20 protein-coding genes and 1 riboswitch are annotated in these 20,362 nt (G+C 58.0%); of the genes, 12 read left to right on the forward strand and 8 right to left on the reverse strand.

The features are described from left to right. Positions 1-29: 29 nt before the first annotated feature. Positions 30-299, forward strand: coding sequence for a late competence development ComFB family protein (locus tag M2366_RS12140; RefSeq protein WP_042041732.1), 270 nt, complete (start codon positions 30-32; stop codon positions 297-299). 7 nt (positions 300-306) lie between these two features. On the opposite strand, the gene M2366_RS12145 is transcribed toward M2366_RS12140, so the two are convergent. After that, positions 307-516: a hypothetical protein gene (locus tag M2366_RS12145; protein ID WP_259236871.1), complete on the reverse strand. Its 210-nt coding sequence runs from the start codon at positions 514-516 to the stop codon at positions 307-309. A gap of 304 nt (positions 517-820) precedes the next feature. On the opposite strand from M2366_RS12145, the gene nhaC reads away from it, so the two are divergent. Then, on the forward strand, positions 821-2,227 hold the full coding sequence (gene nhaC, locus M2366_RS12150; protein ID WP_259269846.1) for a Na+/H+ antiporter NhaC: 1,407 nt from the start codon (positions 821-823) through the stop codon (positions 2,225-2,227). A 78-nt stretch (positions 2,228-2,305) separates the two neighbouring features. Here nhaC and M2366_RS12155 read toward each other — a convergent pair whose 3' ends face one another. Further along, positions 2,306-4,372: a tRNA(Met) cytidine acetyltransferase TmcA gene (locus M2366_RS12155; RefSeq protein ID WP_396021388.1), complete on the reverse strand. Its 2,067-nt coding sequence runs from the start codon at positions 4,370-4,372 to the stop codon at positions 2,306-2,308. Further along, positions 4,354-4,656 carry an HlyU family transcriptional regulator gene (locus M2366_RS12160; RefSeq protein WP_224431962.1) on the reverse strand — a complete coding sequence of 101 codons (303 nt, stop codon included), beginning with the start codon at positions 4,654-4,656 and terminating at the stop codon, positions 4,354-4,356. Before M2366_RS12160 ends, M2366_RS12155 begins: the two co-directional genes overlap by 19 nt. Before the next feature lie 135 nt (positions 4,657-4,791). Between M2366_RS12160 and M2366_RS12165 the strand changes: the two genes are divergently transcribed. The 3 genes from M2366_RS12165 to M2366_RS12175 all read left to right on the forward strand — a co-directional run bounded on the left by M2366_RS12165 (position 4,792) and on the right by M2366_RS12175 (position 6,193). Continuing rightward, the gene (locus M2366_RS12165) at positions 4,792-4,980 is read left to right on the forward strand and encodes a bacterioferritin-associated ferredoxin (RefSeq protein WP_259269847.1); all 189 of its coding nucleotides are present in this window, start codon (positions 4,792-4,794) and stop codon (positions 4,978-4,980) included. A 107-nt stretch (positions 4,981-5,087) separates the two neighbouring features. Beyond that, positions 5,088-5,564, forward strand: a complete 477-nt coding sequence (gene bfr / locus M2366_RS12170; protein ID WP_042041738.1) for a bacterioferritin — start codon at positions 5,088-5,090, stop codon at positions 5,562-5,564. 170 nt (positions 5,565-5,734) lie between these two features. Continuing rightward, positions 5,735-6,193 carry a methylglyoxal synthase gene (locus M2366_RS12175; RefSeq protein WP_042041739.1) on the forward strand — a complete coding sequence of 153 codons (459 nt, stop codon included), beginning with the start codon at positions 5,735-5,737 and terminating at the stop codon, positions 6,191-6,193. A 69-nt stretch (positions 6,194-6,262) separates the two neighbouring features. Here the strand turns inward: M2366_RS12175 and M2366_RS12180 are convergent, their stop codons facing one another. Next, positions 6,263-6,850 (reverse strand): superinfection exclusion B family protein, encoded by a 588-nt coding sequence (locus M2366_RS12180; protein WP_259269848.1) that lies wholly within the window; start codon positions 6,848-6,850, stop codon positions 6,263-6,265. 204 nt (positions 6,851-7,054) lie between these two features. Next, positions 7,055-7,161, forward strand: a riboswitch (yybP-ykoY riboswitch). 89 nt (positions 7,162-7,250) lie between these two features. Between M2366_RS12180 and M2366_RS12185 the strand changes: the two genes are divergently transcribed. Further along, a complete protein-coding gene (locus tag M2366_RS12185) occupies positions 7,251-8,237 on the forward strand; it encodes a sodium:calcium antiporter (RefSeq protein ID WP_259269849.1) in 987 nt (328 codons plus the stop codon). 95 nt (positions 8,238-8,332) lie between these two features. Here M2366_RS12185 and ansB read toward each other — a convergent pair whose 3' ends face one another. The 3 genes from ansB to M2366_RS12200 all read right to left on the reverse strand — a co-directional run bounded on the left by ansB (position 8,333) and on the right by M2366_RS12200 (position 10,755). Continuing rightward, entirely contained in the window at positions 8,333-9,391 is a 1,059-nt protein-coding gene (ansB, locus tag M2366_RS12190; RefSeq protein WP_259236867.1) for an L-asparaginase 2, read from the reverse strand. A gap of 128 nt (positions 9,392-9,519) precedes the next feature. After that, entirely contained in the window at positions 9,520-9,714 is a 195-nt protein-coding gene (locus M2366_RS12195; RefSeq protein WP_224431959.1) for a heavy-metal-associated domain-containing protein, read from the reverse strand. Between the two features lie 90 nt (positions 9,715-9,804). Next, a complete protein-coding gene (locus M2366_RS12200) occupies positions 9,805-10,755 on the reverse strand; it encodes an AEC family transporter (protein WP_259269850.1) in 951 nt (316 codons plus the stop codon). A gap of 138 nt (positions 10,756-10,893) precedes the next feature. Here M2366_RS12200 and treR point away from each other — a divergent pair, with 138 nt between their 5' ends. From treR to M2366_RS12230, 6 genes are all read left to right on the forward strand, one after another. Then, positions 10,894-11,841 (forward strand): trehalose operon repressor TreR, encoded by a 948-nt coding sequence (gene treR / locus M2366_RS12205; protein WP_042041745.1) that lies wholly within the window; start codon positions 10,894-10,896, stop codon positions 11,839-11,841. Positions 11,842-12,028: 187 nt separating this feature from the next. Beyond that, complete coding sequence (gene treB, locus M2366_RS12210; RefSeq protein WP_042041746.1) at positions 12,029-13,459, forward strand: PTS trehalose transporter subunit IIBC; 1,431 nt, start codon at positions 12,029-12,031, stop codon at positions 13,457-13,459. A 91-nt stretch (positions 13,460-13,550) separates the two neighbouring features. Further along, positions 13,551-15,212, forward strand: a complete 1,662-nt coding sequence (gene treC / locus M2366_RS12215) for an alpha,alpha-phosphotrehalase (RefSeq protein ID WP_259269851.1) — start codon at positions 13,551-13,553, stop codon at positions 15,210-15,212. A 3-nt stretch (positions 15,213-15,215) separates the two neighbouring features. Beyond that, entirely contained in the window at positions 15,216-15,821 is a 606-nt protein-coding gene (locus M2366_RS12220) for a sugar O-acetyltransferase (protein WP_259269852.1), read from the forward strand. A gap of 619 nt (positions 15,822-16,440) precedes the next feature. Next, positions 16,441-17,934 (forward strand): DUF1254 domain-containing protein, encoded by a 1,494-nt coding sequence (locus M2366_RS12225; protein WP_259236864.1) that lies wholly within the window; start codon positions 16,441-16,443, stop codon positions 17,932-17,934. 71 nt (positions 17,935-18,005) lie between these two features. Then, a complete protein-coding gene (locus M2366_RS12230; RefSeq protein ID WP_224431953.1) occupies positions 18,006-19,469 on the forward strand; it encodes a DUF1254 domain-containing protein in 1,464 nt (487 codons plus the stop codon). A 102-nt stretch (positions 19,470-19,571) separates the two neighbouring features. On the opposite strand, the gene M2366_RS12235 is transcribed toward M2366_RS12230, so the two are convergent. After that, complete coding sequence (locus M2366_RS12235) at positions 19,572-20,216, reverse strand: helix-turn-helix domain-containing protein (protein ID WP_259269853.1); 645 nt, start codon at positions 20,214-20,216, stop codon at positions 19,572-19,574. Positions 20,217-20,362: the final 146 nt, after the last annotated feature.

Raw genomic sequence — 20,362 nt, forward strand, 5'->3', positions numbered from 1 at the left:
TGCCCTGTCAACACCAAGGAGACGGGTCCATGAAACTCAGCACCGAGATCCACAATTTCTATGAGCAGCTGGTCAGCAAGGCCATCGTCCAGCAAGACTTGGCCAGGCGCCTGAGTGACGATGAGCTCGCCGACCTCTGCTGCCTCACCCTCAATCAACTCCCCGCCCACTACATACGCCATGACGTGGATATGATCTATTTTCTCAGCCAGGAAAAACGGGACGCCATGGAGCAGGAGGTCAGGCTCTCCCTTGCCCATGCGCTGGTGCGAGTGCAGAGCTCGGCCAGCCGTGACTGACTGGCCGCTAGAGCCAGGGATGTTGCCACAGCAAGGCCGCCACTCCGGTCATGCCCGCGACGGGCAACAATATGAGTACAGGCCTGAGTCTGGGCTCAACCATGACCCAGGCGGCCAGTACAAACCCCAGGCTCCAGAGCCCGTATTGCTTGTCATGGCCCCAGATCCCCACTAACACCAGCACCAGGAAAAGGGCGACCCTGTATATCCAGCCCATTGCCATCTCCATAGATCATTAATAGAAATGATTATCATTTGGTGCCAGTTCCAGTGCAATGACTATCTTCCTCTTCACGCGGATCCCAGGAGTCCAGTGGGCTGCCTCCTCCTAAAAAACCGTTACAAAATCAAATTTTGTGTAAGTTTATCAATCAAATGTTCAAAATTGCCCGGTAAGTTTGAATTTTCAGGGGAGACTCTGTGGTAGATTGCCGCCTCATTTTGGGTGGGTGCCTCGGGACATGACAGGTTCACAGGATGAGAGGTCCCCACCTTGGCGAGCAAGAGTTTAGGAAGTATCTATGCAAAACCAACAACATCCCCGTCTGCCAAGCATGTTTCAGGTGCTGGCCTGTCTGGCCATCTTTCTGGCACTGGCATTCTCGTTTACCAGCCTGCTCGATCTGCCGATCCAGCTGGCCCTGTTCATCGCCTGGTTCGTCATCATGGGCCTCGGCATCAAGCTCGGCCATGATTACAAGTCCCTGGAGCAGGCCGCCGTCGACGGCGTCGCCAAGGGGATGGGGGCCATTTTGATACTGGTCTCCGTCGGTGCCTTGGTCGGTACCTGGATCGCCGGCGGCATAGTGCCCAGCATCATCTACTTCGGCCTCAAGGTGATACACCCCTCCATCTTCCTGCTGGCGACCCTGCTCATCTGTTCACTCACCTCGCTGGCTACCGGCACCTCCTGGGGCTCTGCCGCCACCGCGGGTATCGCCATGATGGGCATAGGCCACAGTCTGGGGGTACCCGCCCCGTTGGTGGCCGGCGCCGTGCTCTCCGGCGTCTACTTTGGCGACAAGCTCTCCCCCCTCTCCGACTCCGTGGTGCTGGCCTCGACCATGTCCAATGTCGACGTGGTGGAGCACATCAAGGGCATGCTGCCCATCAGCCTCTTCTCCTATGTCATCACGGCAGCCCTGTTCACCGTGGTCGGCATGCAGTATTCGGGCAATGTCAGCCTGGAGCAGGTCAACCTGGTGATGGAGGCCCTCGACAAGCAGTTCAACATCACCCCGCTGGCCGTGGTGCCGGTGATCCTGGTGCTGGGCCTGCTGGCGAACCGCAAGCCCGCCTTCCCGGTGATCAGCTTCGGCGCTCTGCTCGGACTTGTCTGGGCCATCGCCTTCCAGGACATGGATCCGGTCAAGGCGATGCACTCCGCCTACAGTCCGTTCGCCATCGTCTCCGGGGTCGACTTCATCGACAACATCCTCGGCCGCGGCGGCATGGAGTCCATGCTGGGTTCGGTGGCGGTCATCATCTTCGGACTGGGCTTCGGCGGTCTGCTGGAGAAGGTGGGACTGCTTGAGGTGATCGCCAGCGCCTTCGAGAAGCGCATCAACAGCGTCGGCAACCTGACCACTCATACCCTGGGCACCGCCTTCCTGGCCAACGTGTTCGGTTCGGCCATGTATGTGTCGCTGATCCTGACCCCCAAGATCATGGCCAAGAACTACGACAGGCTGGGACTTGAACGCAAGAACCTCTCCCGCAACGCCGAGTTCGGCGGCACCCTCACCTGCGGCATGGTGCCCTGGAGCGACAACGGCATCTTCATGGCCGGGGTGCTCGGGGTGGCGACCCTCGATTACCTGCCCTACATGTGGTTGAGCTTTACCTGCATCATAGTGACCATCGCCTTCGCCTATCTGGGCAAGGCGGTGAACCGGGTGCCGGTGATCGAGGCGGCCAGCTCACGCTGAGCCACCCTTGATAGAAACAAGGCGCCTCAGGGCGCCTTGTTTCTATCTGGAGGCAGGATTTGTATCCCGGGCTTTGCACTACAACAGCCGCGCCAGCAAGCCACGCAATGCCTTGATGAGTGCTGGCTTGCCACTGAGCCTCTGGCGACGGGCCAGCCCCTCCCAGGGGGCGTATTGCCAGATGCTGGCGATGAGCAGGGCTCGCTCTGCGGACTGCAATCCATGCAGGCGGTTCAGGTGGGCCGCCAGCCAGCGCTGCAGACTGGGCTGGCACAGCTCGAACGGCTTGTGATGATGGGCAAAGCACGTCAGCTCATCCCCATCAAACGCCTCCCACCCTGGCCATCTGTCCGTCGGTTCCCCTTTTTCACCTTCCTTCCCCTCAACGGGGGCTACGCACTGCCAAACCAGTTCGGGATCCAACTCCCGCAGCTCACCGGCCAGCAGGGTTGGCAGTTGGCGGCAAAAGCGCTCGTGCCAGCGGGCAAGCTCGGCCTCCCGCTCGGGGCGCAAGGCACGCAGCAACAGGGCGGCATGGCTGCCACTGGCGGCATCTCTTTGCAGACCGATGCGCAATGCCTGCAGGCCCGCCCGGCGCCAGAAGGGCAGCAGATCGGCCGTGGCAGAGAAGGCGGCGCCGAGGTAATCGAACCCGGACTCCCGGTAATGGCTCACCAACTGGCCAAGCAGCAAACTGCCCAGCCCGCGTCTGTGCAGCTCGGGATGCACGGCGATGCGCAGCACCCGGCCATAGCTGCGATCTCCTGCCTCCCGCAGGCCAGCGTGCGCCAGCAAGGATTGTGGCAACAGATGACCACGGGGGCGCCGCCGCCCCGCCCAGATCTCCTCGGCCAGCTCGGCCGGGATATGGCCCTCCCGCGCCACCAGTGCCACCCCAAGCAGACCGCTCTCTTGCTCCAACAGATGAATGTCGAGATCCGGGCTCTCCAGCAGGATACGCAGATCGCTGGGGGTCGTCTGGTAGTGAGCCAGCACCAGCAGCCCGAAGACCTGATTGAGCAGAGCCTCGTCGCTGGCCAATGCCTGCTGGGTTATCTGGCACCGCACCGGGGCAAGCGCGGGCAGTGGTGCGCTCACCTCGGCAGCCAGCCCCAGCAGGCGAAACACCAGGGCCTCCAGCGGGCAACCGGCGCGCCAGCGCACCGGCTCGTCAAGGTGCAGCTCACGCCAGCCTGGGGCATGGCCGTCGAGATGGGCCTTGAAGCGCAGGTGGAAGCCACGTCCCGTCCCTTCATAGCCATGCTCTGTGGTGGCAAAGACGATGCGACTGTGACGCGCCAACATGGCCTCAAGCAACGGGGTCGGGATCGCAGCGGCCTCGTCGACCAGCAACAGATCGCAGCTTATCTCTTCTTGTATTAACTGCTGGGGAGAGTAAAAGTCGATTCCGTCCAGAGTCTGGCCAGCAGATCCCGCATGTTCGAGCAGGCTGGCGACCGTGGCCTTGGCGGGCGCCGTCACGGCGATGCGCAGCCCGGGCTGCTCACGCAGCAAGGCAGCGGCGGCCAATCCCAGCGCCGCACTCTTGCCTCGCCCGCGATCGGCACTGATCACCAAGGGCCGTCGCCGGTGGCCATGCAGCACCTGGCGAACGGCTTGGATGGCATTGGCCTGCCCCGCCGTCATGGGGCGATCGGCCCGGATGGGTTGCCAAGGGGAAGATCCGCTCGGCAGTGCGAGATCCAAGGCGGGATCCTCAGGCAGCAGCCGTGCCAGCCGGGCAATAAAACCCTGACCCGCTCGCGGCAACTCGTCCGGCGTTGAGACCAGACGTAGCCTGTCTGGATCCGCGAAAGCGGGCCACTCAGCCCGTGGCGGGGTGAGCAGGATCAGCAAGCCCCCTGCGCGAAGGGTGCCCGCCAGGGCGCCGAACGCATCGGGGTGAAAGCCGCTGAAACTATTGAACACCAGGGTATCGCACTCCTGACCGAGCCGTTGCAGCGCCTTGACCGCCGGCAGAGGGGCATATTGCGATGGCCCTTCGCCGAGCCAGAAAATATCGCCGGACAACCATGCCTGGGCGGCAGCCTGGGTCTCGGCCTCAGAGCCTTCCAGCCAGACCAGACGCCGCTCCCCCACCCTGCTCAGCGCCTGACGTAATGCGGTCATGCGCCCTGACCGGATCTGGGCTCGAACATCTGATCCCCCGTCTGATTGATGAAGGTCTGGGCTTTTTGCACCATGAATCGTTCGGCATCAGCCGGATTGACGAACAGGTCTGAGCGAATGAATCTGTGGCTGCACAATTCGCCATCAATCTCCTTGGTAATGCGCCCCGCCAGCCGATATTGCCCCCCCTCGGCCATAGGCTCTGGGTAGATGAGATAGCCGGCATATTCAGTGGGGGTGACCTCAGGTGCGACGGGAGCTGCGCCACCAAACAGTGACTTGAACAGGGTCTTGAGCATGGAACCTCCGTGGTGATGGGACATTGTCCTCAAGGGGCTGGGGGCTGGCAAGTGGCTCGGCTTATTCCCAATTGTTATTTGCACTACAAACCATTCTCATTTAGATTTCAGCCTATCCCAAGGTGAGGTGTAAATATGTACGTTTGTTTGTGCCGTGGCATTACCGATACCCAGATACGTCAGGCGGTACAGGCAGGTAAGGATCTTCGTCAACTCAGGAAAGAGCTGGGACTGGCCAGCCAGTGTGGCAAGTGCCTGCCCATGGCCAAGGCGATCATCAAGACCGAATTCGACCAGGCGCCCAGCTACTATCAGGTAGCCTGACCTTCTCGATCTCACCTCCCCCTTCCATAAGCGGGCATCTGCCCGCTCGCCCTGTTGTTGTCACCTTCCTGGTCTAAGCTTGATGGATCCAGCAAGGAGGATTGACGATGAAAGGTGATGCCAAGATTATCGCGCATTTGAACAAGGTGCTGGCCAACGAGCTGGTCGCCATCAATCAATATTTCCTGCATGCCCGCATCTATGATGACTGGGGCCTCAAGGCTCTGGGGCACAAGGAGTATCACGAATCCATTGACGAGATGAAACACGCGGACGAACTGGTCAAGCGCATCCTGTTTCTGGAGGGACTGCCCAACTTGCAGGAGCTGGGCAAGCTGCGCATCGGTGAGACGGTCGAAGAGATGCTGCGCTGTGATCTCTCTCTGGAGATGGATGCCATCCCGGATCTGAAGGTTGCCATCGGCTATGCCGAATCCAAGCATGACTATGTCAGCCGGGATCTGTTCCAGGAGATCCTCGAAGATGAAGAGGAGCATGTGGACTGGCTGGAGACTCAGATCGATCTTATCGGTCGCATCGGTCTCGAAAATTATCAGCAATCCCAGCTTCATCAAGGCTCCTGACCCTCGGCGCTCTTCACCCCCAACTGACTATACCCAGACCCGCTTCGGCGGGTTTTTATCGTGCCCAACACCCAAGTTTCACCCGGATCACAGTTATGGCGCGCCGATAGGCAGGGGGACGCGCTTTCGATTAGGATAGGCATCTCAACTTTTCACCCTCGGATACCAAGATGGAACAGATTGCACGGGAAATGGCTCCCCACAAACGGGTGGCCCTGGTGGCTCATGACAATATGAAGACGGCGCTGCTCAACTGGGTTGGCCGTCGCAAGGAGGCGCTCAAGCTGCATCACCTCTATGCCACGGGAACCACCGGCTCCCTGCTCAGCAAGTCGGCGCAGTTACCCATCACCTGCCTCTTTTCCGGCCCCATGGGCGGCGATCAGCAGCTCGGCGCCCTGATTGCCGAAGGCAAGATAGATGTACTCATCTTCTTCTGGGATCCCCTCAACGCCGTGCCCCATGATCCGGATGTGAAGGCGCTGCTGCGTCTGGCCGCCGTCTGGAACATACCGATGGCAACCAATGAGGCAACCGCCGACTTCATCATGGACAGCCCTCACATGGATCAGGCATTCAGCGTGCAGATCCCGGACTACGCAGGCTACCTCAAGGCGCGTACCCAATAGAGAGTCGTCGATAGCAGAATGGAAAAAGGCGCCAATCTGGCGCCTTTTTTGTGGGTGAGCGTGCAGAATTCAGCGCTGCAGGCTTTTTTGGGCGAACTTGGGTCTGGCGTTCATGATCTGCTCCACCTGTTCGTCACTCATCTTGCCACGGGAGAGGCCCAACACTTTGTAGGTGAGCAAGGGGCGAGCCGGCAGGGCTATCATCAGTGCCCGGATCTGGTTTTCGTCATCCTTCTCCCGCACCGGTTTGCCATAGGCATAGGTGAGCACACCGGCATCAATCAGATTTTTGACGGCGGGTTCGGTGATCGGCAGGTTTATGACGCTTTTACGCTGCAGCACGAACTCGCGCAGCACCGCCTTCTCGTTGAAATCGAGGAAGGTAATCATCCGGGAGAGCTGATCTTTCTGCTTGCGGGACAACCATTCGCCACAGGCCCACTCCCACAGGATCAACATGCCCTGGCTACAGAAGTAAGAGATGGCGATCAGCATGCCGACCCCTAGCCAGGCGGCGTGCAGTTCGGCCCAGGCACTCACGGCCCCCTTCATCAGCCCGGTCGGGAACAGCAAAATGATGCTGCAGCACAGCAGCAACCAGACCATGAGCCAATTGAGGCGGTTCAGCTGGTAAAAATGTTGGATCCACCGTTTCATCGTTCACCCTTCCCAAGTCAATGTGGACAGTAGTCAACTCATAGCAATCCCTGTGCCAAGGCGAGGATCCTGTGGGCGGGATCTGGATCCTGGCGGGCAGAACTGATGGGATGAGTCTGTGGCCAGGTTACATCCCCTTACAAGTTGCCGGGGGGACGAGCCGCCATTTTCCTTGTGGGGCAACCCATCTCTTGGTAAAAATCCCGCATTGTCATTGGGGAGTAGCAACCCGCCCGAGATCCGGGCAGGGCTCATGTCAACATTCTTGGATCATCAGATCCATGGCATGGGCGGCGATAGCATCTATCGCTCTGCAAGACCTTTGGCCTCGATACGCAAGCCAGCCGGGCGAGCCGTATCGGGTCCATCGGTTGTTCTGCTCGCCTGGCGGCTGCCCAATATGCTGATCACCCTGCTGTTATTTCTGCTCTCTGCCGTCACCATCTACCTGGCCTGCGAATATTTCGTCAACGGCATCGAATGGACCGGCCATCACCTCAAGTTCTCCCAAAGCGCCACCGGCTCCCTGCTGGCGGCCCTCGGCACTGCCTTGCCCGAATGCATCGTCACCCTGACCGCCCTGCTGATGGGGGATGCCCCCGCTCAGCAGCAGATAGGAATAGGGGCCGCCCTCGGTGGCCCCCTGGTGCTCTCCACCATAGGCTATGCCGCCGTCGGCCTGACCCTGCTGCTGTGCATGGGCCCCGAACACAGGGCCATCGATGGCGAGGTGCAGCGAGAGACTGGTCGGGATCAGACCTGGTTTGTCGCTATCTTCCTGGTGGCGGTGGCCCTCGGCATGGTGGCCTTCACCGGCAAAACCTGGCTGGCCCCGCTGTTCGTGCTGGTGTATCTGGTCTATGTGCGGCGCGAGCTGAAACAGAGCGACAGCCACGAGACCCCGTTGCCAAAGCCCCTCAAGCTGGATCCCAAGGCCGAGATCCCGGCCCTTCGCAAGGTGCTGCTGCAGACCCTGGGAGCCCTGGTGGTGGTGGCGCTGGCGGCCCAGCTGTTCGTTCATCAACTGGAGAGCATGGGCGAGCTGCTTGGCCTCTCCCCCGTGCTGGCGGCCCTGCTGCTGAGCCCGGTGGCGACCGAGATGCCGGAGCTGATGAACGTGCTGATCTGGGTGCGTCAGGGAAAATACCGGCTGGCACTGGCCAATATCTCCGGCGCCATGATGATCCAGGGCACCATTCCCAAGGCGTTCTGTCTGCTGTTCACCCCCTGGTTGCTCGACAGCACCATGCTGGCCTCCTCGCTAGTGACCCTGCTGGCGGTGGCACTGCTATGGTGGGGCTTCAGCCGGGAGCGGATGACGGCGGGCAGGCTGGCCTGCGTGGGTGTGGTGTACCTGGGTTTCTGCGGCTGGCTGATGGTGAGCTGAGGGAGCGCGCTATGTGAGGCTGCCGCCATAACAAAGGGCAGGATCGGATCCTGCCCTTTGTTCATGGGGTGAAGTTCGCGGGTTGAACCCCGGGATCAGAACTGCTGGAACCAGCGCTGGATCTGGGCCGGATCCTTGCTCTGGGTCAGGGAGAGCATCAAGAGGATGCGTGCCTTCTGCGGGTTCAGGGTGCCGGCAGCCACGAAGCCGTACTTGGCGTCGTCGATCTCGGCATCCAGGGTGGTGGCGCCGGTCGGCACGCGGGCAGAGCGCACCACGCGGATGCCGTCCTTACTCGCCTTGGCCAGGGTGTCGAACAGGCTGTGATAGAGGTTGCCGTTGCCCACACCAGCGCTGACGATGCCGTCGAACTTGGCATCCACCATGGCCTTGGCGGGCAGATCGGTGGCGTTGGCATAGTTGTAGACGATGCCCACCTGCGGCAGCTTGTCGAGCTTGCTCACGTCGAACGGCGTCTTGCTGGTGTGCAGGCGGGTCGGGCTGCGCTGGTAGTCTATTTTGCCGTTGTGGATGTAACCGAGCGGACCGAAGTTCGGGGCGGCAAAGGTCTGCACCCCTGTGGTGTTGGTCTTGGTGACGTCCCGGGCGTCCAGCACGGTATCGTTCATGGCGACCATGACGCCACGGCCCTTGGAGCTGGGGTCGGAGGCGGTGACCACGGCGTTATACAGATTCAGCGGGCCATCGGCACTCATGGCGGTGGAGGGACGCATAGCGCCGACCAGCACCACCGGCTTGTCACTCTTGACGGTGAGGTTCAGGAAGTAGGCGGTCTCTTCCATGGTGTCGGTGCCGTGGGTGATGACGATGCCATCCACCTCATCCTTGGCCAGCAGCTCGTTGACCCGCTTGGCCAGGGTGAGCCACACCTCATCGTTCATGTCCTGGGAGCCTATCTTGACCACCTGCTCCCCCTGCACCTCGGCCACGTTCTTCATCTCGGGCACGGCGGCGATCAGGGTCTCGATGGCCACCTTGCCTGCCTCATAGTTGGATTGGGTGGCAGACTGCCCCGCACCGGCGATGGTGCCGCCGGTCGCCAGTATGTGCACGCTGGGCAGGGCCATGGCCAGGGGGGAGAGGGTCAGGCCAACGACGGCGGCGAGCAGGGTCTTGCGGATAGGGAGGGTCATGCTGCAATCCTTCTGGGTAAGTGATTGCAGCATTTTTATTCTTTTTAACCCAAATTGAAGTGATCACTCTCACCAATAAAAACAGATAAACAGAATATTGGTCTAATTTTTACCCATATAGGGATAAGTCACTCCGCACTGAATCCCTTGGCTTCGATCAGCGCGATCAACTCGGCCTTGCTCAGCTCACCCTCGATGACAGCCTTGCTGCCGTCAAAATCGACCCGGGCCTGAGTGACGGCGGGCGCGGCCAGCAGGGCTTTTTGCAGACTGGCGGCGCAGCCACCGCAGGACATGCCGGATACGGTGAGTTCGATGGTCATACTGTGTCTCCTCTGTTGATGTGATCCCAGCCTAATGCTGCCGTCAGCGGTAAGGTCAAGCCCCGATTTTCTTCAGTCAACAGCCCTTCATTACCCCATCAATCCCAGATAGTTCATCAGGGCAGCCCCCAGGCTGGTGCTCACCAGTGAACCGAGGGTGGTGGTGGCGATGATGTTCGCAGCGAGCACGCTGTCGCCGCCCATGGCGCGGGTCATCACATAGCTGGCGGCCGCCGTCGGGGTCGAGCTGACCAGGAAGAGAATACCGAGCTCAAGCGGGGTGAAACCAATGAACCAGCCACCCAGAGTGAGCAGAAAGGGGATGGCACACAGACGCGCCAGGGTGGCATAACCAGTCAGTGCGGCCCCGCCGCGCAACGCCTTGAGGCTCAAGGAGGCCCCGGTACAGAGCAGGGCCAGGGGCAGGGTCAGGTTGGCAAAGTAGCTGCCCGTGGTCAGCACCAGTTGCGGCATCTGTACCCCGAAGATGGTAAAGGGCAGTGCGGCAAGAATGGCAAGGATCAGCGGGTTCTTGATGATGCCCTTGATAATAGGCTTGAGACCGGGGTCGCCACCCAGACTACGGGTGAGGGTGATGACGGCGAGTATGTTGTAGAGCACCGTCACGGCGCCGACGAAGAAGGCGGCGCCCCCCAGCCCTGCCTGGCCATAGGCGTTTTGCACATAGGCCAGCCCTATGATGCCCATGTTGCCGCGAAAACTGCCCTGCACGAAGATGCCCCGTAGCCGCCGATCGCCGATGAAGCGCGCCGCCAACAGCTCCAGCACCAGAAAACCTATCAGGGTACCCGCCAGACCATAGGCGATGAGCCAGGGGCTCGGCATGGCATCCAGATCGGTGCGCACTATGCTCAAAAACAGCAGCGCCGGCAGGGTGACCTGAAAGACCAGCTTGGCGGCGGCTTCGGTGAAGCTGTCCGGCAAGAGGCCGAGGCGCTTGAGGACGATACCGAGGATCAGCACCACGCAAATGGGGCCGGTGATGGAGAGTGAGAAATTGAGACTGGTGGTCAAATCCATGGTGCTCGTCCTGTGCAACAGAGGGCGCCCTCGCGGGCGGAGGACCCATTCTAGCGCTATGGACTTGTATTCACAGGCCTTAATCACAACAATGTCTGCACATTGTCGTCTGCCCTGCTCTCCTGCCACGGATCCCACATGGAAAAAAAACTGACCATCCTCGATATAGCCAGCCTCAGCGGGGTCGGCAAGTCGACCGTCTCCCGGGTGCTCAATCAGGATCCCAAGGTCAATCCCGAGACCCGGGCCAGGGTGGAGGCGGTGATCGCCCAACACGGTTTTGTGCCAAGCAAGTCGGCCCGCGCCATGCGCAGTCAGAGTCAGCGTGTGATAGGCATAGTGGTATCACGGCTCGATTCCAGCTCGGAGAATCAGGCGGTACGCGGCATGCTGGAGACCTTCTATGGCTGCGGCTACGACGCAGTGCTGATGGAGAGCAAGTTCTCTCCGGCCAAGGTGAGCGAGCATCTGGCCGTGCTGTCGAGGCGGGGGGTGGATGGCATTATCCTGTTCGCCTTCAATGACCTCGACTATGCCGCCATGGCGCCGCTGACCGACAAGCTGGTGCTGATGGCCCGGGAGCGCCCCGGGTTCTCCTCCGTTTGTTACGATGACGAGGGGGCGGTGCGCGCCGTGCTGGCGCACCTCAGGGAGCGCGGCATTGATGAGGTGGCCTATCTGGGGGTTGATCGCAAGGATCTCACCACGGGCCTGCGCCGCCATCAGGCTTATCTCGATGACTGCAAGGAGCATGGCCGCACTCCCCATGCCGCCCTCGGCGATCTCAGCTTGCAGAGCGGTTACCGGCTGGCGGCCGAGCTGCTCACCCCGACGACCCAGGCCCTGGTCTGCGCCAGCGACACCCTGGCCATAGGTGCTGCCAAATACCTGCAAGAGCAGGGGCGCACCGATATTCTGGTCAGTGGCCTGGGCAGCAATCCCATGCTCACCTTCCTGTTTGCCAACGCCCTCAGCCTGGATTTTGGCTACAAGGACGCCGGTATTCTGGCCGCCAGACAGTTGCTCGGTCAGATTGAAGAGGGCCAGGCCCCCAGAGCCACCATAGCCCCCTGTCAGCCCCTGTAGTCTATCTTTCCTCCTGCACCTCGGCGTTTTGCGCTTTTTGTGACCACCCCCACGAATTGGGAACGTTCCCATTGCCGATAATGGCCACTGGCTTCATGCTGGTTGGGAACGATACCAATAAGCGGGCGGTCATTGGCTAGCCAGCAAAAAAACGACCATTATTCATGGAGTCACAGAGGGAAGGCTCATGTCAAAAGTCAACACACAACATCTGGCGCAGTTGATCGAACGGATCGGCGGCAAAGAGAACATCACCACCGTCAGTCACTGCCTGACCCGGCTCAGGTTCGTGCTGGCCGATCCGGCCAAGGCCGACCCCAAGGCCATAGAGACCATACCGGCAGTGAAGGGAAGTTTCACTCAGGGCGGCCAGTTCCAGGTGGTCATCGGCAATGAGGTGGACCAGTGGTACAAGGCGCTCACCGAGGAGATCGGGGTCAGTGGCGGCAGCAAAGAAGCCGCCAAGCAGGCGGCGCGTCATAACATGAATCCCCTGGAGCGAGCCATCTCCCATATGGCGGAGATTTTCGTCCCTCTGCTGCCCGCCATCATCACCGGTGGCCTGCTCCTGGGTTTTCGCAACGTCATCGGCGACATCAAGATGTTCGATGATGGTACCCATACCCTGGTCGAAATCAGCCAGTTCTGGGCCGGGGTTCACTCCTTCCTCTGGCTGATCGGTGAGGCCATCTTCCACTTCCTGCCGGTCGGCGTCTGCTGGTCCACCGTGAAGAAGATGGGGGGATCCGAGATCCTCGGCATAGTGCTGGGGATCACCCTGGTGTCGCCGCAGTTGATGAATGCCTATGGCATCGGCGGCGCGACCCCCGATGTGTGGGACTTCGGGATCTTTACCATCCAGAAGGTGGGTTACCAGGCCCAGGTTATTCCCTCCATCCTCGCGGGTGTGGTGCTGGCCTGGCTCGAAACCAATCTCAGACGCATCATCCCGGCCTATCTCTACATGGTCATAGTGCCATTTGTGGCCCTCATCGTGACCGTCATCCTGGCTCACACCCTGATAGGCCCCTTTGGCCGCTGGATAGGTGAAGGCGTGGGTTATGCCGCCAGAGCCGCCATGACCGGCGATTTCGCCCCCATTGGCTCCGCCATTTTCGGTTTCTTCTATGCGCCTCTGGTCATCACCGGCATCCACCACACCACCAATGCCGTGGATCTGCAGTTGATGAAGGACATAGGTGGTACCCCGATCTGGCCGCTGATCGCCCTGTCCAACATCGCCCAGGCGTCCGCCGTGCTCGGTATCATACTGATCAGCCGCAAGGAGAATGAGCGGGAGATCTCGGTACCTGCCGCCATCTCGGCTTATCTGGGAGTGACCGAACCGGCCATGTACGGCGTCAACCTCAAGTACAAGTTCCCCATGCTGTGCGCCATGGTGGGCTCGAGCTGTGCGGCCCTCATCTGTGGTTTCGCCCATGTCATGTCAAACGGCATCGGGGTGGGTGGCCTGCCAGGTATCCTCACCATCAAGCCAGAGTTCTGGGGCATCTACTCCCTCGCCATGCTGGTGGCCATCGTGGTGCCCCTGGCGCTGACCATGCTGGTCTACAAACGCCAGCAGGCGGCTGGCAAGCTGGAACTGAGCGCCACCTGATCGACAAGTACCGCGGCGGAGCCCAGGCTCCGCCCTTTTCATGCCTCTTTACTATTCAACCATCCGTTTCAACAAGATGAGCGACCCGACCATGAAACAGACTCCCTGGTGGCAGAGTGCCGTGATTTACCAGATCTACCCCAAGAGCTTTCAAGATTCCGGCGCCCGTGGCACCGGCGATCTCAAGGGGATCATGGCCCGCCTCGATTACCTCAAGACCCTGGGTGTCGATGCCCTCTGGCTGACTCCGGTCTATGTGTCCCCTCAGGTGGACAACGGCTACGACATTGCCGACTACCTGAACATCGATCCCGCCTACGGCACCATGAACGATTTCGAGGCGCTGCTGGCCGCGGCCCACGCGCGCGACATCCGCATCGTGATGGACATTGTGGTCAACCACACCTCCACCGAGCACGCCTGGTTCAAATCCGCGCTGGGGGATAAAAACAGCCCCTACCGCGACTACTACATCTGGCGCGATCCGGTAGCTGGCGGCCTGCCCAACAACTGGCAATCCAAGTTTGGCGGCAGCGCCTGGGAGCTGGACCCCGCCACAAACCAGTACTATCTGCACCTGTTTGCCCGCGAGCAGGCGGATCTCAACTGGGAGAACCCGGCGGTGCGGGCCGAGGTCAAAAAGATCATCCACTTCTGGGCTGACAAGGGGATAGACGGTTTCCGCCTCGACGTCATCAACCTCATCTCCAAGGATCAATCCTTCCCGAACGACGACAGTGGCGATGGCCGCCGCTTCTACACCGACGGGCCGCGCATCCACGAGTTCCTGCAAGATGTGAGCCGCGACGTCTTCGCTCCCGTTGGCGCCATGACGGTGGGGGAGATGTCCTCCACGTCGCTTGCGCACTGCCAGCGCTACGGCGCACTGGATGGCTCCGAGCTCTCCATGGTGTTCAACTTCCACCACCTCAAGGTGGATTACCCCAATGGCGACAAATGGGCCAAGGCGCCGTTCGATTTCATCGAACTCAAACGCATCTTCAACCACTGGCAGAGCGGCATGCACGGCAAGGGGTGGTCGGCGCTGTTCTGGTGCAACCACGACCAGCCGCGCATCGTCTCCCGCTTCGGGGATGAGGGCGAACACCGGGTGGTGGCCGCCAAGATGCTGGCCAGCACCTTGCACGGCCTGCAAGGCACACCCTACATCTATCAGGGGGAGGAGATCGGCATGACCAACCCCGGCTATGGCAGCATCCATGACTATCAGGATGTGGAGAGCCACAATATCTTCGCCATCAAGCGTGCCGAAGGGATGGAGGATGCCGAGATCCTCGCCATTCTGGGCGCCAAGTCGCGGGACAACTCCCGTACCCCCATGCAGTGGAATGCCGCCCCCAACGCCGGTTTTACCAAAGGCACACCCTGGCTCAAGCCCGCCGCCAACTACCCCGAGATCAATGCCGAGGCGGCGCTGGCCGATGCTGACTCCGTGTTCTGGCACTACCGGGATCTGGTACGACTTCGCAAGGCACATCCCATCTTCACGCAAGGGGATTATCAGGAGCTGCTGGCGGGGCACGCTCAGATCTGGGCCTATCGCCGGCAATGGCAAGGACAGACCTTGTTGATAGTGAGCAACTTCTACGGCGAAGCGGTCGATTTTGTATTGCCTGCGGGGATGCAAGCGGACAAGGGTCGCCTGCTGCTCGGCAACTACCCAGACAGCCCGGCCCGCCCGCAATCCTGCGAGCTGCGTTCTTATGAATCCCTGATCTGGCTGATGGAGTAGGCGATGAGCGAGGTGATGACGAAGACCGCGGTGCGCGGTCACGAATGGCAGAAGATGGTGGCGGGGGAGCCCTATGATGCGGGTAACTCCGAGCTGAAGGCGGCCCGCGAGCGCTGCCGCAGCCTCTATCACAGCTTCAACACCAGCTGGCAGGAGCAGCCGGAGCGGGACGCCCTGCTGAGCGAACTGCTCGGCAGCCGGGGCGAGCTGTGCGCCATCAACCCGCCGTTCTTCTGTGACTATGGCGCCAACATCTTCGTGGGCGAGAACTTCTACGCCAACGTCAACTGCACCATCCTCGACGTGTGCGAGGTGCACATCGGTGACAACGTGCTGCTGGCGCCCGGGGTGCAGATCTACACCGCCGCCCACCCGGTGGCGGTGGCCCCTCGGGTGGCCGGCGTCGAGTTCGGCAAGCCGGTGCGCATCGGCAACAACGTCTGGATAGGGGGCAGCACCGTCATCTGCCCGGGTGTCACCATAGGGGATAATAGCATCATAGGGGCGGGATCCGTGGTCACCAAAGATATCCCGGCCAATGTGGTCGCGGTCGGCAACCCCTGCCGGGTATTGCGCCCCATGACGGCAGAGGAGCTGGCGGGCATTTAGCGCCCATGACAGAAAGTGCTGCTGAGCCCTGTTTGTCATCATCGATTAAACAGCATGAAATAATCATGCCCGGCAGCCAACGCTTTCCCGGAAAGCTCATGAATTCACATATTCATATCGTTTTAAACGCCACCTCAGACTAATAGCCTGACCAATATAATGTTGATAAGTCTCAATAGTCATTGGTCATGAATTCATACCACAAACATCAGTGGCAAGCATATTTCGCTTATAAGCTCGATATCCCCCCTTTGTGGCTTGTTCATCAGCCACCTGACAGCCTTATATGCTCATACTGCACGGCTATCATGCGCTTCCTTGAATAGCGAAATTTACTGTGGTACCGCCTGCTCGATCTCAAGGTCCGCAAACAATTAAATCAGCAAAAGTCCCGAGCTGGACTTTCGGATTTAATCTGGTCAGGTAAGATCATAGTGAATATCAATCAAGTAGAGCCTTGATTAATTTCGTGCAGCATGAGTGACATGATTATCTGATATCTCTGCCTTTGCCACCATTGCTGGCAATTACTACTACTCTATTCAGTGACGAGAATACCTGCGGCAATAATTTAAAAAATATATATTTTTCAGCAACTTATATTTTCACGGAGTTTTCTATGAAAAAGAACAGGTTCAGGATCCGGTTGTTGGCCAGTGCGGTGTTGATCTCTTGCCTTGCCAGCACCGCTGCTATGGCAGCAGATGCCCCCATGTCACCCTTGATGAAACAGCTCAACAGTGGCAACTGGTTGTCCCAACAAGAGGCGCACAGCCTCAGCGACGAGTTGTACTATCAGGATGCAATCCAGACTTATATCGCAACCTTGCCGCTGATGAACACCATTGGTCTGCGCGATGGTTCGGAGGCAGCCTTTGGCAGTGGTTACAACGTGCTGCCCATTTGGAAGCAACGCATGGACAGCCGTGCCGTTGTCCCCACGCCAAATGGCGACGTGATCTACTCCATGAGTTATCTCGACTTGAAAAAAACGGGTCCTTTGGTGGTCAAGGCACCCGCCAACGTCATAGGCATGTTCACCGACTTCTTCCAGCAAACCATCACTGATGTGGGTGCCATTGGCCCTGACCGTGCTCGTGGCGGCCTTTACCTGCTGTTGCCGCCAGATTATGAGGGCCCCATCCCCCAGGGTTACTACGCCTTCAAATCCTCGACCAACAACGTTTTCTTGTTTTTCCGTACCATAATGGCCAAGGGCGACGGCAAGCCAGATCCCGCTCCAGCAGTGAAAAATGCTGAAACAACACGTATTTACCCGCTGTGGGATGTGGAAAAAGATGTGAAGCCCATGAAGTTTCCCGATGCCAGCGGCAAACGCGTGACCATGATGTATCCCGTCGACAATGACTACTGGATGAAACTGAAAGAGTTCGTTGAATACGAACCCCTGACCGCCATCCCGGCAGAGACCCGCAGTGCCTTGCTGAGCATTGGCATCGTCAAGGGCAAACCCTTCAATCCGACGGAAGCTCAGCAAGCCCTGCTGAAAAAAGCGGTGGAAACGGCCCCCCGCATGATCCTGGCTCGCCGCCAGATGGGTCGTGATGACCAGCGCCAGCTCTATTACAAAGATCGCCAGTGGGAAAACTCCTGGGCAGGCGCCACCGCCGAGTGGATGCAATTTGGCACCCTGGACAAGAACCAACGCGCGGCCTTCTTCCAGATAGCTTATTCGAGCGCGTCCGCCATGGTAATGCACACCACTGGCGCCGGATCAAAATATCCCTATACGAGCCATGACAAAGATGGCAAGTTCCTTGAGGGTGGCAACAGCTATAAGTTGCACCTGCCGGCTAACCCACCCGCTGACTTATTCTGGGCGGTAACAGCGTACAACATCACCGACGGCACCATGCCGGAGACAGATCAGTTATTACCCTCCACCAATGGCTATTATGATATTCCGAAGAACAAAGATGGCTCTATCGACCTCTGGTTCGGACCATCCAAGCCGGACGGGGTTGCAGACAACGCCTTTATTAAAACTATTGCGGGCCGTAATTTCCTCGTTGCCCTGCGGCTCTATGGCACTGGTGATGGCTTCTATGACCAGACCTGGATCCCGGACGATCTGGTACAAGTCAGCAAATAAACGATATCAATGCCCCTTCATTCAGCCGCCTCCGGCTTGAGGGATACATCTTCTTACCGAGAGAGAATAATATGAAACTCAAGCATCTTGCCTTGCTCACGGCCATGGCCATCAGTACCGGCGCCTTGGCCCAATCTGTACCACTCACCATCCCGCACGCCACCAGTATTGAGCAACTCGCTCAACCCGCTGCTGGGGTGATCATGTCCGAGCATTATGTGAAGGCCATTGCGCAGCAGGCTTACATCTGGGGCTACCCCATGGTGAACCAGTTCAACCGCCGTGCGACCATCACTCAGGCCCCCTACCCAGCCCTGAATGGTGGCATAGTGCCAGTGGCGCCGATGAGCCAGCTCAGCATGCTCACCGACTACATCCAGCCCGCAGAGACCTTCGTCACCTGCCCTAACCAGGATGTGGCCTATGGCCTGGGCTTCTATGCCCTGGATGAAGAGCCTGTTGTCATTCAAGTACCTGATTTTGGCAGCCGTTTCTGGGTGTATGCCATTTACGATGCCCGTACCGATCAAGTGGGTAATGTCGGCAAACCCTACGGCACCAAGCCTGGTTTTTATCTGCTGGTTGGGCCCAACTGGAAAGGTGAGACCCCAAAAGGCATCGAGGGCGTGATCCACTCTTCGACAGAAATGGCCAATATGATCCCACGCGTTCAGATGGATGATACCCCCGAAGATCGCCTTGCCATTCAGGCGCCCATCCGCCAAATCATGTCCTATCCGCTCAGCCAGTTTGATGGAAAAATGAAATCATTCGATTACTCGAAGATCCCCAGTATTGGCGAGAAGCCAGATCCCAACGCTGGTGAGGTTAAGTGGGTTGTGCCGGAAAAATTCTTTGATCAACTCGACAACGTGCTGAATAAAGTTTCCCCTCTGCCTGGCGAAGAAGCCATGTATGCACAGTTCCGTCACCTGATTGCAACGGGAAAAAATAACCCCCAGGTTCGCCAGTGGATGAATGAATCTGCCGAGCAAACCAACCAAACTATTATTGCCGATTTCTTCAAATGGAAGCATAACGGTGTTCCAGCCGGGAATAACTGGAACCGTTCAAAAAACAATGCCCAGTTTGGAGTGGATTATTACAACCGCACGGGTACATCCAAATCAAATATGTTTGATAACAAGCCGGATGAGACCCAATACTTCTATACCGATAATGATGTCGCCGATGTGCAACTCGATGGCAAACATAATTACACCATCACCTTTGCCAAAGGAAAGCTACCGCCAGTAAAAGGCTTCTGGTCACTGACATTGTACAACGACCGTCACCTGTTCAGCCCCAATGAGCTCAATCGCTACTCGCTGGGCACCAAGAACAAGGATCTGAAACTCAATGACGATGGCTCACTGACGATATATGTGGGGCACCAAACCCCTGGAAAAGAAAAATTGAATAACTGGCTACCAGCCCCAGAGGGTAACTTCTCCCTCTACATCAGAGCCTATTGGGGGGAACAGTCCATCCTGGATGGTACCTGGACACCACCAAAAATAAACAAAGAAGATTAACATTTAAACTAACAAGGCTCGATACCGACGTATCGAGCCTTGTATTATCCCCCTTTAAGGGATTTAATAAATCCTTTATTAATATCAAACCAACCATGCACATCAATAATCATTTGGCAGTTTACGATTAATTGATATTAACCTACCTCGTTTCACCGTGATATAATCGCCATCCTTCAAGTCAGCTAGTACACGAAAAACATAACTACGGGAAAAATTAGTTCTGCGTAAAATGAAGTTGGCAATACCTTCATTTTCATGGCCGCCAACACTTTGGCGATACAGGTATCTATATAGCATGGACTTTATGGTGTGATAGCTAGAATCACTGCGACGCTCGACATGGATATCCAGCAAAAATATCAACATAAATGACAATACTGTGGTCAGCTCTTTCATTTTCTCTGGCACTGTATTGAAGAAAATACTATCGAAATCTTCTTGTCTCAGCTTCAGTAAGGTCGTCGGTGTCATACAATAATAATGAAAGGTCACGATAGGACAGTAATGTTCCAAGAGACCTATGGGCATGGAATCTATCAAATCACCAATGATACGAGGGTCATTATTTATTGCCAGTGAAACCACACCATCCTCTTTGAAATATATGAACCCCGGTTCTATAACCAGTTTGACTCCGGCATGATATAGTTCCCGAGTGGCAAGACGCTCAACATCCCCCGAGTTGGTATTAATGTTAAGGCTCTTATATAACTCATTAATCTCACCATAGTTAAACTTCAACACCCTGTCCCACCTCCTATTAAGCTGTCCCCGTCATTATATGAAAATTTCAACCCGAGTGTTTACCTAAACTCATTGACACCTAACTTGAGCATGACCCGACAAACTACATCTCAGTGATTTGCTTCCCCTAGCAGGGCCACATCGAC

Origin of the sequence: Aeromonas sp. BIGb0405 (assembly GCF_024807335.1) — a bacterium.
GTDB classification, from domain to species: domain Bacteria; phylum Pseudomonadota; class Gammaproteobacteria; order Enterobacterales; family Aeromonadaceae; genus Aeromonas; species Aeromonas rivuli.

Excerpts from the sequence above, each read along its gene's own strand:
- M2366_RS12175 (WP_042041739.1), top strand. The coding sequence starts at position 5,735 with ATGGAACAGATTGCACGGGAAATGGCTCCCCACAAACGGGTGGCCCTG.
- M2366_RS12220 (WP_259269852.1), top strand. The coding sequence starts at position 15,216 with ATGAGCGAGGTGATGACGAAGACCGCGGTGCGCGGTCACGAATGGCAG.
- M2366_RS12230 (WP_224431953.1), top strand. The coding sequence starts at position 18,006 with ATGAAACTCAAGCATCTTGCCTTGCTCACGGCCATGGCCATCAGTACC.
- M2366_RS12140 (WP_042041732.1), top strand. The coding sequence starts at position 30 with ATGAAACTCAGCACCGAGATCCACAATTTCTATGAGCAGCTGGTCAGC.
- M2366_RS12185 (WP_259269849.1), top strand. The coding sequence starts at position 7,251 with ATGCTGATCACCCTGCTGTTATTTCTGCTCTCTGCCGTCACCATCTAC.
- M2366_RS12160 (WP_224431962.1), bottom strand. The coding sequence starts at position 4,656 with ATGCTCAAGACCCTGTTCAAGTCACTGTTTGGTGGCGCAGCTCCCGTC.
- nhaC (WP_259269846.1), top strand. The coding sequence starts at position 821 with ATGCAAAACCAACAACATCCCCGTCTGCCAAGCATGTTTCAGGTGCTG.
- ansB (WP_259236867.1), bottom strand. The coding sequence starts at position 9,391 with ATGACCCTCCCTATCCGCAAGACCCTGCTCGCCGCCGTCGTTGGCCTG.
- M2366_RS12200 (WP_259269850.1), bottom strand. The coding sequence starts at position 10,755 with ATGGATTTGACCACCAGTCTCAATTTCTCACTCTCCATCACCGGCCCC.
- M2366_RS12145 (WP_259236871.1), bottom strand. The coding sequence starts at position 516 with ATGGGCTGGATATACAGGGTCGCCCTTTTCCTGGTGCTGGTGTTAGTG.
- treB (WP_042041746.1), top strand. The coding sequence starts at position 12,029 with ATGTCAAAAGTCAACACACAACATCTGGCGCAGTTGATCGAACGGATC.
- M2366_RS12225 (WP_259236864.1), top strand. The coding sequence starts at position 16,441 with ATGAAAAAGAACAGGTTCAGGATCCGGTTGTTGGCCAGTGCGGTGTTG.
- treR (WP_042041745.1), top strand. The coding sequence starts at position 10,894 with ATGGAAAAAAAACTGACCATCCTCGATATAGCCAGCCTCAGCGGGGTC.
- bfr (WP_042041738.1), top strand. The coding sequence starts at position 5,088 with ATGAAAGGTGATGCCAAGATTATCGCGCATTTGAACAAGGTGCTGGCC.
- M2366_RS12180 (WP_259269848.1), bottom strand. The coding sequence starts at position 6,850 with ATGAAACGGTGGATCCAACATTTTTACCAGCTGAACCGCCTCAATTGG.
- treC (WP_259269851.1), top strand. The coding sequence starts at position 13,551 with ATGAAACAGACTCCCTGGTGGCAGAGTGCCGTGATTTACCAGATCTAC.
- M2366_RS12195 (WP_224431959.1), bottom strand. The coding sequence starts at position 9,714 with ATGACCATCGAACTCACCGTATCCGGCATGTCCTGCGGTGGCTGCGCC.
- M2366_RS12165 (WP_259269847.1), top strand. The coding sequence starts at position 4,792 with ATGTACGTTTGTTTGTGCCGTGGCATTACCGATACCCAGATACGTCAG.